Origin of the sequence: Corynebacterium sp. MSK035, assembly GCF_030232615.1 — a bacterium.
GTDB classification, from domain to species: Bacteria; Actinomycetota; Actinomycetes; order Mycobacteriales; family Mycobacteriaceae; genus Corynebacterium; species Corynebacterium jeikeium_D.
Map to the genome: position 1 here is coordinate 1 of NZ_JASPJP010000011.1, position 15225 is coordinate 15225.

Below are 15225 nucleotides of genomic sequence, written 5' to 3' on the forward strand. Positions count from 1 at the left end.
ACCCGGAAGCTAAGTCCACCAGCGCCGATGGTACTGCACTCGGGAGGGTGTGGGAGAGTAGGTCGCCGCCGGCATAATAATCTTGTTTGTGGGTCGTGGTTGCCTTGCCCCTTGTGTGGGGTTGGGTGCTGCGGCCCACTTTTGTTTTACCCACAGGTTAACGGAATTAACTAAGCGTCGATCGGATCCTCGGTTTCCTCTTTTGGTGAATCCTCGTTGGCTCTCTGTGGCAGACTGTCTCTATGACTAATCAGACACCTAACTCCGATGTGGTTAACCTCGCTTCTTCTGAGGACGAGGCTCAAGACAACTTCACTCCCGTAACGACCGAAGAAGGTAAGCTACAACAGCTTATTGAATGGCTCGAAGAACACGTCTCGGCCTATTCCTACTTGAGCGAGGTTGTCCCCTTGGGTGCCTCTGAGGAAGACATTGAGAAGGCTCGTGCGTCAGTCAATGACCGCGGCGCTCGTATGCCAGACGCCATTATTCACGGTTCGATGATGGTCCTGGGGGCGGCTGTCAACCACTCTTCGCCATACCTTGCGTATGCCGACGGCAAGGTAGAGGTGACGGATACGACGGTGGGGGATAGTCCTAGCGTTCCGGTTCGGGTTTTTGTCCCGCAGGATCCAACCGGGTCTGTGGTAGTTGCTGCACACGGCGGCGCTTTCTGGATGGGTGACGGCAGTCTGCGTGAGGATTCCTTCGGCCCAAATATGGCTGCCCTGGCAGCCCGATCGGGCGCAATTGTTGTGGATGTGGATTACCGTCTCGCGCCAGAGCATAAAGTATCTGAGGCCGTCAATGACATCGCGCGGGTAGTCGCATCTGTTGCAGATGATTCGTTGCAGCTTCAAAAATTGGGTGCAATGCCCATCAGTGATCAGAACCCGATAGTTCTCTATGGTGTCTCTTCAGGCGGCCACAACGTTGTTTCTGCGGTGGACCAGATTAGTCAAGACACTCCGGTTGCTCTGTTGCTCGTTGCCCCGGCTCTAGACCTGCGTGGTGCTCCTGCGGTGTGGTTGCAGGCATTCTTCGGCACCTCTGATGATTCGGCAAAGGAAGTGTCACCGGGATTGCATGAGCCGTCGCGAAGCATGCGTGTCCACGTTCAGGCGGCCTCCCGCGATACTGTCGTTCGGCCAGCTACCGAGTACCTGAAGAAGGTTGAGGAGGCAGGGGGAGAGGCCTCTCAGGCGGTATTCTTGGCGACTCACCAGATTGCGGTTCCAAAGGTTCAGCGAGAACAGATTACGGACGCGGCGCGGTTCATTCTAGAGGCCACTCACACGGAACGTGAGCTGCCAGAGGATCCGGCAGGTGAATACGATAAGGAAGCGATCGACCGGCAGAACGAAGAGTCATGGGGCAAGAGCTAGTCAATCCGTTTCAGTTCCCAATGGCGCTCTCGCCGTGCATGTGAGCACCGCGGAGGGGGCGCTGCTAAGGGAAATCGGGGGCGGGTCTAGAACAGTTCAGTGCCAAAATGTCGGGGGCTAACAGCCCCCGACTAGTTCAGCGGCAGGAGATTGCGCTTCGTTGCGTGTACCTCTTCCACCCGGTCGATGTTGCGTTCGAGCACATTCCAATCGTTGACAGGAATATTGCGCTGGGCTTGGGCAATGATTGACTTGTCTGGAGTGGACCACGCGAGCGGCACTGGGGTGATTTCGTCGTAGAACTCGGTGCGGCTCTTGTGTGTACCGGCCACAGCAACAGCTGGCACCTTCGCGCCCACGCGGCGGGGAACACCGGAAATCGTGGTGACCGTACGTGTAGCCAGGGCCGGGACGGGCTCGCCATCGGAGGGGGTTTTACGCATGTCCACCAGGGTCATCAGCACCATGGTCCGCTCATCCACACGCGCAATCATGGCCGGAACCAGCGGGGATTCGTCGTAAAGCTCTTGCGGATCCTTAATTGCGCGTCGCACCTGGAAGGTAACGCCGACGTAGAGAGCTGCGAGGGCGAAAAGCATAACCGCGCTGCCGATAACAAACGGCGTGCGGTCGAAAACTATTAGAACCAGCACAGCGCCGACGAGCAGCAGAGCAGAGAAAATGCCGGAGGAGATGAGCAGTCGGCGGGCATCGCGGTAGTACTCGTTGTTGGCGTTGGTGTGCTCGCGGTTGACGGGGAAGTGAAAGTTCATGGCAGTCCTTTAGTTATCCAGTTTTCTAGGATTCCGAGCTAGCGGTGGAATCACCGGGCAGGGAGGGCCCGAGGTACTCGTCTGCGTCGACGATTCGGTAGGCGTAGCCCTGTTCCGCCAGGAAACGCTGGCGGTGAGCTGCGTATTCGGTATCGAGCGAATCGCGAGTCACCACCGAGTAAAAGACGGCGCCACCACCATCGGACTTCGGGCGCAGGAGACGCCCCAGGCGCTGTGCCTCCTCCTGTCGGGAACCGAAGGTGCCGGAGATTTGCACGGCGACGGAGGCTTCGGGAAGGTCGATGGAAAAGTTCGCAACCTTGGAGACCACCAGCGTGTTGATCTCGCCGCGCCGGAACTTCCCAAAGAGCTCCTCGCGTTTGGCGTTGGACGTCTTTCCTTCGATGACGTCGACGCCGAGCTCTTCGCCGATCTCTTCGAGCTGATCCAGGTAGGCACCAATCACCAGAGCGGGTTCGCCCTCGTGTCGGGCAAGGATTTGCTTGACGACGGGAATCTTCGTCGGCGTCGTTGCGGCCAGACGATACCTGTCGGAGGCCTCAGCCGTGGCGTAGAGCATGCGCTCGGACTCGGTTGGGGTCACGCGGACCTCAACGCAGTCAGCCGGTGCGATCCAGCCCTGGGCCTCGATGTCCTTCCACGGGGCGTCGTAGCGCTTCGGGCCGATCAGGCTGAAGACGTCGCCCTCGCGGCCATCTTCGCGCACCAGGGTAGCGGTGAGCCCCAGTCGACGGCGCGACTGCAGATCCGCACTCATTCGGAACACGGGAGCGGGCAGGAGGTGGACCTCGTCATAGATGATGAGGCCCCAGTCGCGGGAATCGAATAGCTCGAGTGCGCGGTATTCTCCCTTAGTCTTGCGCGTGACCACTTGGTAGGTCGCAATGGTGACGGGGCGAATTTCCTTCTTTTCGCCGGAGTATTCGCCGATTTCGTCTTCGGTCAGCGAGGTGCGTCGCAGCAGCTCGTCGCGCCACTGCCTGCCGGCGACGGTGTTGGTGACCAGGATCAAAGTGGTGCGCTGCGCGTCTACCATGGCCGCAGCACCGACGATTGTCTTGCCTGCGCCACAGGGCAGCACCACGACGCCGGAGCCGCCTTCGCGGAAGGAATCAGCCGCCATGCGTTGGTAGTCGCGCAGTTCCCAGGTGTCGTGGCCGCTGGTGCCCTGATCCTGCCAAGCGATGGCGTGTGCCTCACCATCGATGTAGCCGGCGGTGTCATTGGCCGGCCAACCGACCTTCAGCAGCTCCTGTTTGATTCGGCCTCGCTCGGAGGGGTGCACGGTCCAGGTGTCGGCGTCGATTTGCTCGCCGAGCATCGGACGAATCTTTTTGTGCTTGGTCACCTCGGCCAGTACCGCAGGGTCGTGTGAAACCAGAATAAGGCCGTGAGCTGGATGCTTGGTCAGGCTCAGGCGACCGTAGCGGTCCATGGTCTCCGCGACGTCGATAAGCAGCGGCTGTGGGACGGGGAACTTGGAGAAGCGCTCGAGGACATCGACCACCTGCTCCGCGTCGTGACCGGCGGCGCGGGCATTCCACAGCGCCAGCGGGGTGATGCGGTAGGTGTGCACATGTTCAGGAGCACGTTCGAGCTCCGCGAACGGTGCCAGCGCCGCGCGTGCCGCATCCGCCTCCGGGTTATCGACCTCCAGCAGCACCGTCTTATCCGATTGGACGATCAGCGGACCCGTACCGAAACCCATTATTCCCTCGCCTCGCAGACATTCGACCAAAAATAAGCTAAAGGTCAATTCTGCCACGATTACGCAGAAGATGCGGCACGGGCTCGAATTATCCCGAACCGCCACATTCGCTTCTGCATCGCTTTACGACGGTCCGCGCGCCCGCCGCCTAGTCGACAGGATGTACTTCGGTAATGCGATGCAGCAGGAAGCGCAGCACTTGACTGGTGGCCGGGTCGATAGCATCGACCTGCCCACCGGAGACGGTGACTGGGCGCACGCGCTTGCGGCCGGGTTTGCCGTTGCGGTCAACGTAGCTCAAATACAGGTCGTCGCCATGGCGAGCCGCGCGCTGCAGAAGCTTGAACGCTTCGGTGCCGGAGGCGTAGTCGCTCGTGCCACCGGTGCTAGCGCTGGCACCGGCAGCCGTGCCCGTACCTGTCGCCGAATCCGCAGCCGAGCCAGAGACCCCAGCAGTGTTGCCACTGGCTGCAGTGCCACTGGAACTACCAGCGTGCTCAGCAGCACGGTTGCCATCGGCAATAGCCGTCAACGCCTGGCTGATGCGTTCCGGTTCGGGCATCGTTGTACGCGCAGTAGGCACCGGAGCTGGCGCCTCAATGCGGCAGGGAGCGCGACCGAGATCCAGCACCAAACCCTCTGCATCTTCGGCGATGATGGAAAAGCCCGCATTTCTAGCGGTCTCAATCACCTGGGCAAGCGGGGCCTGGCTAATTAGCACCGTTTCGGCAATCTTCCGCAACGCCAGGCTTTGCCCAGCCTGGTGACTCTGGAATGAGGCCAGCAGGGCCGGATCGTCACAGCGGATAAACGAAGCTGCGGGGCCACCGCGGAGACGACCGTGGCGGCGGGCGACGTCGTCAAGCAAATAGGTAATGGACTGCGGCACCTCGCCGACGGCGTAGCGCGAAAGAAACTCCGAGATATCGGCGGCATTGATGCCGGCGTCGAGGGCATCGCGAAGGCTGTCTTCGGTCACGCGGTAGACGCTGGCGAGGCCGGGAGATTCCAGCTGCGCAATCGAACTGAGCATGCGTTCCATCTCCGGGGATGCGGGGCCCGGTACGACAATGGTGTTGTCCGCCTGAACCATCAGGTACGAGGCGTTCGGCGGCAAGAGGTTGTTACAGGCGGCACGCAGATCGTCGAAGGCCTCGGCGGTACCGGATTCGATGAGCGCGACCATGGCTTTGCCGACCTCGCTAAGGCCGACGGAAATCGTTTCCACGCCCGGGTCCCGCACGACGATGCCGAGGGCGACCAGCTCGTCGACCACGCCACTGAGCGTCTCGTCCGTGCACCTCGCGTTGGTAATCGGGTAGTAGTAGGCGGCGCATTCACGCAGGTCAGTCAGAGCAACGATGTCGTTGTCGCTTGCCGACGACGCCACCTGCGCACAGCAGGCCAGCACCATTTCCCGGATTGACGGTACCCCGGAGAGCCGAGCTTGTGGGGAGAGTAGAGCAATGCGCTTGCCTTCCTCATTGAGCTGGTCGACCCGCCAGGGAGCTGCGTCGCTAGTGCGAGTGCCGACCGTCAAACTCACCCACCGGTCAACCAGATCGGCGTCGAGGAAGCCGTCGGCTGCCAGCGTGGGGGCGAAATAGTCACCACCGCTGTCGTGCAGTGGCAGCGGATGCGGAGTGCCGACATGAACCAGGCCCGCTGCACTGAGGTTAGCCACGCCGCGAGCCAACTCCGAGATGTCGACGCCGAGCTCCTCGATGAGACTGCGGGTTTCCCGCACTCCGATGACACCGTTTTTCAAGGTCGGCGCGGGGGCGGTTCCCAGCAAGTCCAGCAGGTCAGTCGCCTGTCGCAAAGTTTCCCAGGCAGTGGCGGCAGCACGGTCGTTACCGCTGGCGATCACGTGGGTAGCGGGGGTTTCGGGGCGCAGGGGGACGTCGTCGTCGGCAAGCCCGACTCCACGCATAAGCGCGCGAACGGTGGCGGGCAGGCGAACGGTGCCCTCGTCGATGCGTTCGAGCAGGCCGGCGTTGATGAGCGCTGGGACCGGCAGCGAAGGGTCGGCATCCGGATGAGCGCCCTTTGTGACGCCGAGCCCTCCGGAGTTGGCGAGGGTATCCAGGAGACGCTGCTGCCTGTCTGTGACCTCGGTGAGTGCCGTGCGTAGCTGGCTGCGGCTGGGGCCATCGGGATTGGGCAGAAGATACCAGCCGGGTGGCAACGAGGTGGCGACCTCATCGCTGAGACAGAAGTAGTCCTGCCAGGGCAGAGGTTTCTTGCGGGTGGACTTGCCGGTGAAGGTGCCGCGGGGGCCGGGACCGTTGCCCCAGATGAGTCCGTATTCGCGCAGGGTATCGAGGCTTGTCCGAATATGCGTGGCCGTGGGCCGTTGATTGGCGGGAACCTCTGCTCGAGAGAGTAAGTCGAGAATGTAGTCGATGAGGGCGTCCGCAGTGACGGGTTCGGCGTCAGCACCGAGGTCGGCGGCGGCCTCAATGCAGGCGAGCTCCAGTGCGGGCAGTTTGGTCAGCGCGCGGGAGACAGAAGCGCGGAGCTGGAGCCTTGCCGCTAGCACCTGGGAAGACTTCGGCGGTGGCGACAGCGCATCGGGGCGATTGCTGAGGATAGTGCCCACAAATTGGTCTGGTTGACCTGCCAGCCAGTCGGAAAAGAGTGCAAAGGGGGTGGTGCTAGTCATGACAATCCCCACTTTAGTGAGATTTAAGGAGGGGAGAAGGTGACTGGGGAGAAAATTTTTGGGATAATCTCAGCATGGCTAACGTTGCAAAGAAATCCTATGTCGATCCCGGCTGGCCGAAGGACCTCGAGCCTGGTCAGCACGCTGTTACTGAACTGATTGCTCACCACGCTGGTGCAGATTCGCCTTTCGGCGACATTGAGTTCCCGGTTGATCCGGAGACTCTGGGTTACGTGCACCCGACCACGGTGATTAACAAGTAATCTTTTAGATTCTTAGCAGAGCTACTTCTGCTGGAGGCCCGCAGCCGTGACTGCTAGTTCAGCCATGGCTGCGGGTTTTCACATCAGTGGCCTCGGGGCGGGGGCTTGAGTAGGGGCGCTTGAAGTGGGGGCTTGAAGTGGGCGGGGGCTTATTCAAGCCCAGTTTTTTGGCCAATCCACCGGAATGGCCCCATGGATGCGGGCTGCAAATGTGAAACTGTGTAAGTTTATGACACTTTCAAGCCATTTTTCGGGCCATTTTTGTCATAAACGCAGTCACTAACTCGCGTTGGCACGCGGTCGCTAGCCATAAACGCAGGCAGTAACTCACGCAGTCACTAACTCGCGTTGGGTCGGTACCGCCAACCTGCGGAAGCCAAAAAGTAGCCCCGAGGGGGATTACCCTCGGGGCTACTGTGATGAGCTGGCTAGCTCGAAAGTCTTAAATCAGACCCTGCAGCTTCGACAGGTCGAACGGAATGGCTGCGACCAGTTCCTGCGGGAGCTCAACCTCGCCGGTCAGTGCACGGAACTCAGCGATGAGTGCCTGAGCGTCGGACAGGCTGTCGACGTTGGACAGGCGGTCAGCGAACTGCTGGACCAGGTCAGTCTTGGAGTCGGAAGCAGCAGCTGCCGGAGCGGCCTGTGCGCGAACAGGAGCGGAGCCCTGGCTCGGGTGCGGACGATCGGTCGGGCCGGAGGAGAGACCCAGGCTTGCGGAGCAAGCCGGCCATGCGCCCCAACCCTGCTGAGCCAGGACCTTCTCAGCAACGTAAATCTGCTGCTCGCGGGAAGCCTGATCAGCGGTCGAAGCGAACTCGTTACCACCGAAAGCGTTCCAGGTGCTTGCGGAGAACTGCAGACCGCCGTAGTAGCCGTTTCCGGTGTTGATGTGCCAGTTGCCGCCGGACTCACACTGTGCCAGGCGGTCCCAGTCGGAGTCCGGAGCTGCAGAAGCGGTCGGTGCGAAGATAGCGGCACCGGCACCGAGGATTGCGCCGGTCAGTGCAACCTTTGCCGAAGTGGAAGCGAAGGTGTTGGTCTTAGCTGCGTGGCGAGCCATATGAAAATTTCCTTTTCGTCGATTTTCTTTGTGGCGCCAGTGGGGCTAATGCAACCCCATCTCACTCTTATGGAAAGTTCTTCACGTTATTGATAACGGGCCGATGTCATCGCACTGGAGTGAGATGAAGGCGATCTATGCGACTTCGTCCGTTAAACGCGTCGATTGCACACCGTAGCGGTTGATAACGAAATAGTCACGCGAATCGCCGGATTCTTAATTTTGAGCGCAGGTGGGAAATATGCATAAAAGTAGGTGAAACTGCAGGTAAGAGACGTGACTGTTATTGGTGTTGTGTAAGTTAAAACTTCAAAATGTGATAAAGCTCACGTTATCGTCTTGTTATTTTTCCGGTTTTGGCGCGCCGCATGCACTGAGAAGGATGGCCATAAGAGATAGCCATAAAGAACCAACGCTGGCAGTTAGTTGCCGTCTCGGTGTGTCAATCCGCGAGCGTGCTCGCTTCACTCAAATCCGTCTTCCCTTTATGTCTCCATCTATGGGTATAATTGAGTTCTTTAGGTAATCGGAGGTGACGTGCACATGCACGCCGCTACCGCTGCCGCCACTTCGCACTAGTAAGCAGTAATAAATAATGTGTTCCCCGTTGGAGTGCGTCCTGTTTTGGTCGCACCTTAATTAAAGGAACACCATTAAGACAGCGCCCGGCCCGGCATATCCTCGCGATCCTGTCTGGCCAGGCTCGCCGCGAGCGAGCCTCTAACTCTGGCCGTTTGTGCGTGCGAGGACGGTGGCAAATGCGGAAGAATTGCATCTCCGATCCGAAGACCCCGAAGGGCAGTCACCGCTGCACAAGGGGGAACGAGGTTGAGTGCCCCCAGTCACAGGGCACGGGAAGGTTAGGTGGAAAGTGCCCATCGGTAAGGTCAGGTGGTACGACAAGGATCGCGGTTTTGGCTTCGTTTCGAATCCGGACGGTGAAGATGTCTACATCGGCAAGAACGTGCTGCCGAAAGGTGTGGAAGAACTCGTAACTGGTCAGCGCCTGGAGTACGACTACGCTGACGGCCGCCCAGGCCCGCAGGCTCTCCGGATCAAGGTGCTCGACGAGGGACCGCGCGGTGCCCGTCACCGCCGTGGCGGGGCAGGTGGGGGCGCAGGAGCCCGTCGTCAAGCAAAGAAGCACAGCCCCAGCGATCTCAACGGCATGATTTCGGACATGATTTCCATGCTGGAGTCGACGGTGCAGCGTGACCTGCGCGCCGGGCGTTACCCGGAGCGTAAGGACGGCCACCAGATGGCTGAAGTCCTGCGTGCGGTCGCGCGCGAGCTGGACTCGTAAGTCGGTAGAAGATGTGAAAAACGCCCGCTCACGAAGGTGGATAACCTCAGTGAGCGGGCGTTTTGCTGTGCTTTACGACTGTTCGTTGACGATCGACCAAGTAATACCGTAGGTGGTCTCTTCACCCTCGGAGTTCTTTCCGATGAGCGCGGTGGAAACCTCCACGACCCCGAGTGGGGTGCGTTTGCCGGCAACAGCTGCGGAGCCGGCGATGGTCTCGGTCGTGGCTTCGCCCGGATCCTTGCGAGAGGTGGAGTTGACCGCATCGTCGGAGAAGAAACGCTGCAGAGTCCAAGAGTTAGAGCCAACAGTGGAGCCGACGTTAACCTCAGCTGTCTCCTGCTCGCCCAGAGAAATCTTGGCGGCGTTGGCCTCAGTCGTGGTGCAGGCATTCTTCTCAAAGAGGTCGCAGACACGGTAGGGAAGAACCTCTGTGGTTTCGCCGTCCTGAATGACCTCGATGGACAGCGCGTGCGGGTCGTCGATTGCCTGGTTGGTCCACTTATTGACAGCAAGGACAATGCCGGTGACGACAAGACCCACCACGACAATAGCGCCGACAACCATGAACGCCTTACTATTCTGTTGCCAGCGGCGCCTACTCGATCCCATCAACTCTCACTTCCCGACATTCGTAACGGAATTGAAGCTACGTTCAGTCACACTAGCCGTTTTCGGGCCAGATACTGCTATTCACTCACGGTAACACGGTAGGCCGTGGGCCATTTCTTCCCTGTGAGCAGGAACTGGCGGGGGCCATTGGGGGAGGTAGAGGAAGAATCCGGCATTAGAGCAATGCCGTTGAGCACATCAATACTGTTTTGCTCTGCTGGGGAGAGCTGCGCGTACAAGTCGCGGAAGAGTTCGGTGGCATCGACGATGCCTGTGACCTTTCCGTCTTCCGGGTTGATGCGGTAGATGAATGGACTCTGCCAGACGTTGGCCCAAATCTCGCGGTGCGATTGCGGGGAGTTTGGTCCGTCCGCGTTGCTCTGGTTGTTTGAATCGCTCGTGTCCGCTGGTACTTCGTCCGGCACTTCGTCCAGAGCTGCGTCGCCGTTGACAGTGACGCACTCGAGTTCGTTGAGCCACGTTGTCTCTGTACCTGCTGCAGTGACCGCCAGTTGACGCTGGGAAGAGAGGTCATCGGGGGCGCGGAAAGTGAGGGTGCCACTGCCGTCGGAGGTCACGATGGTGTCATCGAAGGAGCACGCGCCCCAGCCCTCGGTGTCGAAGGGAACCTCGCGACGCTGCTTGAGAGTAGCCGCGTCGCGTTCAATGGCGCGTCCTTCCTTCCACGTCAGCTGCCACACGGTATCTCCATGACGGGTAATCCCCTCGCCGAAGAGTTCAGGCTGTAAATCTTCCACGTTGGTCGGCTCGGCTGCAGAGTTGTCGAGCCACTGCGGTAATCGGTAAATCTGGGACTCACCGTAGAGGCCGGTGCCCATCAACAAAGAACCATCGGGTTTGAACTCAAGGCCCTGGACAAAAGGCGCAGCGACATTCTTCTCCGTGGGAAGTGGTGGAGCCAAGACAGGATAGGACTGCTCGATGGCCAGTTTCAGTGTCGGAACGTCACCGAGCCCCGGCACCTTATCGGCACCGACCAGCTCGGAGGGATTAACCGATGCCGAAGTCGACCTTGGGGCGGTGCCGGAGTTCGAGTCCGCACTAGCTCCACTAGAAGGGGCCTCGCCTGAGGGATCGCCACCTGAACCAGTTTCAGCCGCACAGCCGGCCAATAGGGCGGCAGTTGCCACGGAGAGGATGGCAGCTCGGACCGTCGTAAAGCGTGATGAGTGGAAAGGGCGGGCGAGTTTTGCATCGCCCGACGGGAATCTGTCCATAGCTTCACTCTAGGATAGGAAACGTGACTGAAAATCGACGACGTTCCCGAAACAGCCGCCGACGGGGGAAGGTGATGAATCACCAGGCGGTCGACACTGCCCGTACCGCGATTGAAGAGCTCGGGGAGGGGCCTGCCGGCGCGCACACCGGTGTAAGTGTCGTAGGCGAGGGCGTTGCGGTGCATCGTTTTGCGGCTGACCTGCCCGGATACAGGGGCTGGGAGTGGCATGTGGTGGTCGCGTGCGCGCCGGGCACTCAACAGGCGACGGTCAGTGAAGTGGCTCTTGTCCCTGGCGAAACCGCGCTGCAGGCGCCTGAATGGGTGCCCTACGAGGAGCGGCTGCGCCCCGGTGACCTCGGTCCACGCGATTTGTTGCCGGCTGCAGTGGGAGATGAGCGACTCGACGGCGATGACTTGCAGACCCGCACCTTGTCGGCGCGTGGTGTGGAAGACACCGAGCAGCGTTGGGAAGAGGGCGATACCGGCCCCGAGAGTGACTTTGCTCGGGAAGCATTGCACCGTTGCCGAACCTGCGCCTTTATGGTCCCGCTGACCGGGCCGCTCGGTAAGAACTGGGGCGTGTGCGTCAACGAATGGACATTCGATGCCACGGCCGTAAGCTTTGACCACGGCTGCGGTGCTCACTCAGCTATCCCGGAAGTAACGGGGCAGGGTGCACCGGTGGCGGAACCCTACCAGGATTCCCACCTGTAGCTTTCCACCTAGGCAAACGCGATGACGAAGAAGGTGCAGTTTCGACGCCACCGTGGCCCCAGAGACTGCACCGTTACGGTTTTCGGCACAAAAATTCCGCTCTGACACGGATAAACACGTGACACGGATAGTAAAGAGACTCTAGAGAGGCATAAAAAATGGACAAAGGTACGTCCACCTCTGCAACATCCTCAGATGAGGCGAAGGACTCCAAGCCTGCACGGAAGGGGAGCCATCTTTCGGCAGTGGACCGCTATTTTCACATCACGGAGCGCGGTTCGACGACCGTGACCGAGATTCGCGGTGGCGTAGTGACCTTCTTCGCGATGGCCTACATCATTCTGCTCAACCCGCTGATCCTCGGCAATATCGAGGATGTCAACGGCAATAGCCTGGGGATACCACAGGTCGCTGCTGTCACCGCGCTCGCCGCGGGTGTCATGACCATTACTTTTGGTCTCTTTGCCAAGTACCCCTTCGGCATTGCGACGGGCCTGGGCATCAACACCCTGGTTGCCGTGACATTCGTTGCTAACGAGGGGCTGGCCTGGGAAGAAGCGATGGGCCTGGTCGTGCTGGACGGGGTGATTATCGTGCTGCTGGCGCTGACCGGATTCCGCACAGCTGTCTTCCACGCGATTCCGTCCGATATGAAGGCCGCGATGAGTGTGGGTATCGGCCTATTCATTGCCATGATTGGTCTGGTCGACGGTGGCCTGGTTCGCCGTATTCCCGATGCCGCTGACACGACTGTCCCGGTGCAGCTCGGCATCAATGGTCAGATTGCCTCGTGGCCGACCGCCGTGTTCGTCCTCGGGCTGATTATCTGCGGCATCATGGTTGTCCGCAATATTCCAGGTGGCCTGTTCATCGGCATCGTGCTGAATACCATCATTGCGCTCGCAGTCGAGGCCTTGACGGATGCGGGCCCCTCCTTCGCTGATGGCAAGCCAGTGCCGACCGGTTGGAATCTCGCGGTACCGACTCTGCCGGACCGCGTAGGCGGCATGCCGGACTTGTCCCTCGTTGGAGCTGTGGATCTTTTCGGATCCTTTGCCCGCGTCGGTGCCCTCAGCGCCACCATGCTGCTGTTTACCTTGGTCCTGGCGAACTTCTTCGATGCCATGGGCACGATGACTGGTCTGGGCAAGCAGGCCGCACTTGTCGATGAAGACGGTGTGCTGCCGGACATGAAGCGCGCACTGGTTGTCGAAGGCACCGGTGCCATTGTCGGTGGTGCAGTCAGCTCCTCGTCGAACACCGTCTTTGTGGATTCCGCAGCGGGCATCGCCGATGGTGCACGCACTGGCCTTGCCAACATTGTCACCGGCATCCTCTTTCTGGCAGCGATGTTTTTCACCCCGCTCTATGAAATCGTGCCCATCGAGGCTGCCGCGCCAGTGCTGGTCATCGTCGGTGCCATGATGATCGGGCAGATCACCGAGATTGATTTCACCCGTTTCGACATCGCACTGCCGGCATTTTTGACTATTGTCACCATGCCGTTTACCTACTCGATTGCAAATGGTATCGGCATCGGTTTCATCACCTTTGCTGCGATGGCTATCTTCTCGGGTCGTGCCAAGTCCGTACATCCGCTGATGTGGATTGTCTCCGGCCTGTTCATCATCTACTTCGCCGCCGATCCGTTCACCGCTCTGCTGGGCGGCTAAAGAGTTTCCATGAGTACCACCACATTCCTCGAACGCTTTGCGCCCATCGTCGTCGACGATCCCGCCGACAGCCGTCTCGATGACATCCGCAACCTCAACAAGTCCGATTCCCGCCCCGATTTGCCCGGTGGGAAGGGGCTGGTCATCGCCGAAGGCACGCTCATTGTGCCGCGGTTAGTGCGCTCACGCTTTCCGCTCCGCGCAGTCTTTGGTACTCGCCAGAAGCTCGCATCGCTTGCCGACGGACTGACCGCGAGCGAGGCCGCTATTGCGGAAACGGTGCCCTGGTTTGAACTCGACCGCGAGGTTCTGGCCGCAGCGGCCGGATTTGATCTTCACCGCGGCCTGCTGGCCACCGCTGACCGCGCGCCGGAGCTATCGGTGGACCAAGTTCTGAGCGGAGCCACCACCTTGGCCGTGATGGAGGGAGTCGGTGACCACGAGAACATCGGAGCCCTGTTCCGTAACGCGGCGGGCATGGGCGTGGATGGGGTCGTCTTCGGCGCGGCCTGCGCCGATCCGCTGTATCGCCGCAGTGTGCGCGTTTCCATGGGGCATGTGCTGACAGTCCCATTTGCGACTCTGCCCGGTACTACGACCACCTGGCAGCGAAGCCTGGACCAGCTCAAAGAGCAGGGCTTCCGCGTGGTGTCCATGACCCCTGCGGGCACGGTGGACCTGTGGGATGCCATGGACACGGACAAGGTCGCGATTCTCGTTGGCGCTGAGGGACAGGGGCTTACCGAGCACGCGATGGCAGCCACCGATGTGCGTGCTCGCATTCCCATGTCACCGGGAACTGACAGCCTGAATGTGGCTACCTCCGCGGCGATCGCGTTCTACGAGCGACTGCGCGTTCAGTCGCAGCGCGCAGGGCGGTAGAAACTATTTCCCGAACTTGCCTCGCGCCCGCTGCCAGGTGCGGCCAGCGAAGTTCTTGGCCTTAGCCCCAAAGCGACTGAGCTCCTCCAGAAAGTCTCGGTTCGGCTCTGCGTTGTGAACTTCGTAGTCGTCGTAGGCGCGGTCAAGCTCTGCGCCAGACTCGGACGAACCCGGCTCACCCATTAGCCCGCGTGGACTACGAGACGTCGAATACGAAGCCCCGGGAGCCGCACGACGGCCATCCACCGCAAAACCACTAACAGGGATATCGGTAGCGGGCGAATGCGGGTCGAATCCGAGCCAGTCGGTGATGACGGCGTCGGCAAGCTCTGCCGGAACGAACGGCAAACCGACCCCCTCGCGTGGACGTGAACCCGTATCTTCGAAAGCGTCGGGCAGCGGGCGGTGCTTGCCCGCCCAGAAACTGCCCTCTGCGGGGCAGGGAAGACCGATGTCTTCCAGTGTGCGGTAGCGAGTAGCGGAGAAAGCGCGCTTGAGCTCACCATCGTGCCAATGCGCAAAGGCACCGAAGCCCGTGGATTTATTCGACACACTCGCGTAGACGTCCGTGGCGGCAATCTCCTGCCGTAGACGAGGCGACAGCTTGGACAGCTGCGAGACATCATCGAGAACCGTCTGCAGTACGGCAACGCCCTCAAAGCCACCGATGTAGTATTCACCGTCACCGGTTTCCGCCGAGCGGTTGAGCGGGAAATCACCAATCGGTGTTACCGGCAGCGTTGAGTCATAGAGAGCTAGGAAACGACGCCCGAAACCGCGGTCGTGCTGAACACCTGTCTCCAGGGTCGCAGCAGGGTCATTGGTGCTGATAAACCAAATCGTGACTACACCGCGGCGAATCGCGGAGAATTCGAAATCAGAAGCGTTGCCACTGGTCATGGAGCTCATTGTCGAGGGAAACT

General features: G+C 60.1%; 13 protein-coding genes and 1 rRNA gene. 7 read left to right on the top strand and 7 right to left on the bottom strand.

Features of this window, described 5'->3' with window-relative positions; genetic code table 11:
* Positions 1-74 (top strand): 5S ribosomal RNA (gene rrf, locus QP978_RS10895); the annotation flags it as partial.
* A gap of 168 nt (positions 75-242) precedes the next feature.
* Complete coding sequence (locus QP978_RS07720; protein ID WP_284857027.1) at positions 243-1385, top strand: alpha/beta hydrolase; 1143 nt, start codon at positions 243-245, stop codon at positions 1383-1385.
* Between the two features lie 131 nt (positions 1386-1516).
* Here the strand turns inward: QP978_RS07720 and QP978_RS07725 are convergent, their stop codons facing one another.
* From QP978_RS07725 to QP978_RS07735, 3 genes are all read right to left on the bottom strand, one after another.
* Positions 1517-2158, bottom strand: coding sequence for a DUF3239 domain-containing protein (locus QP978_RS07725; RefSeq protein ID WP_048733732.1), 642 nt, complete (start codon positions 2156-2158; stop codon positions 1517-1519).
* Positions 2159-2183: 25 nt separating this feature from the next.
* Positions 2184-3887 carry a DNA repair helicase XPB gene (locus QP978_RS07730; RefSeq protein ID WP_284857028.1) on the bottom strand — a complete coding sequence of 568 codons (1704 nt, stop codon included), beginning with the start codon at positions 3885-3887 and terminating at the stop codon, positions 2184-2186.
* 148 nt (positions 3888-4035) lie between these two features.
* A complete protein-coding gene (locus QP978_RS07735; protein WP_070862790.1) occupies positions 4036-6552 on the bottom strand; it encodes a helicase-associated domain-containing protein in 2517 nt (838 codons plus the stop codon).
* 74 nt (positions 6553-6626) lie between these two features.
* On the opposite strand from QP978_RS07735, the gene QP978_RS07740 reads away from it, so the two are divergent.
* Entirely contained in the window at positions 6627-6815 is a 189-nt protein-coding gene (locus tag QP978_RS07740; protein ID WP_016423317.1) for a hypothetical protein, read from the top strand.
* A 442-nt stretch (positions 6816-7257) separates the two neighbouring features.
* Here the strand turns inward: QP978_RS07740 and QP978_RS07745 are convergent, their stop codons facing one another.
* Positions 7258-7878, bottom strand: coding sequence for a transglycosylase family protein (locus tag QP978_RS07745; protein ID WP_016423316.1), 621 nt, complete (start codon positions 7876-7878; stop codon positions 7258-7260).
* A gap of 871 nt (positions 7879-8749) precedes the next feature.
* Here QP978_RS07745 and QP978_RS07750 point away from each other — a divergent pair.
* A complete protein-coding gene (locus QP978_RS07750; RefSeq protein WP_005511873.1) occupies positions 8750-9181 on the top strand; it encodes a cold-shock protein in 432 nt (143 codons plus the stop codon).
* Between the two features lie 72 nt (positions 9182-9253).
* Here QP978_RS07750 and QP978_RS07755 read toward each other — a convergent pair whose 3' ends face one another.
* Positions 9254-9748, bottom strand: a complete 495-nt coding sequence (locus tag QP978_RS07755; protein WP_049193037.1) for a DUF2771 family protein — start codon at positions 9746-9748, stop codon at positions 9254-9256.
* Positions 9749-9870: 122 nt separating this feature from the next.
* Positions 9871-11031, bottom strand: a complete 1161-nt coding sequence (locus QP978_RS07760) for a glutaminyl-peptide cyclotransferase (protein WP_284857029.1) — start codon at positions 11029-11031, stop codon at positions 9871-9873.
* A 23-nt stretch (positions 11032-11054) separates the two neighbouring features.
* Between QP978_RS07760 and QP978_RS07765 the strand changes: the two genes are divergently transcribed.
* From QP978_RS07765 to QP978_RS07775, 3 genes are all read left to right on the top strand, one after another.
* Positions 11055-11747, top strand: coding sequence for a DUF3027 domain-containing protein (locus QP978_RS07765; RefSeq protein ID WP_224433761.1), 693 nt, complete (start codon positions 11055-11057; stop codon positions 11745-11747).
* Positions 11748-11905: 158 nt separating this feature from the next.
* Positions 11906-13420, top strand: coding sequence for an NCS2 family permease (locus QP978_RS07770; protein ID WP_016423312.1), 1515 nt, complete (start codon positions 11906-11908; stop codon positions 13418-13420).
* A gap of 9 nt (positions 13421-13429) precedes the next feature.
* On the top strand, positions 13430-14302 hold the full coding sequence (locus QP978_RS07775; RefSeq protein WP_016423311.1) for a TrmH family RNA methyltransferase: 873 nt from the start codon (positions 13430-13432) through the stop codon (positions 14300-14302).
* A gap of 3 nt (positions 14303-14305) precedes the next feature.
* Here QP978_RS07775 and QP978_RS07780 read toward each other — a convergent pair whose 3' ends face one another.
* Positions 14306-15211 carry a DUF6928 family protein gene (locus QP978_RS07780; RefSeq protein WP_049193040.1) on the bottom strand — a complete coding sequence of 302 codons (906 nt, stop codon included), beginning with the start codon at positions 15209-15211 and terminating at the stop codon, positions 14306-14308.
* Between the last annotated feature and the right edge of the window lie 14 nt (positions 15212-15225).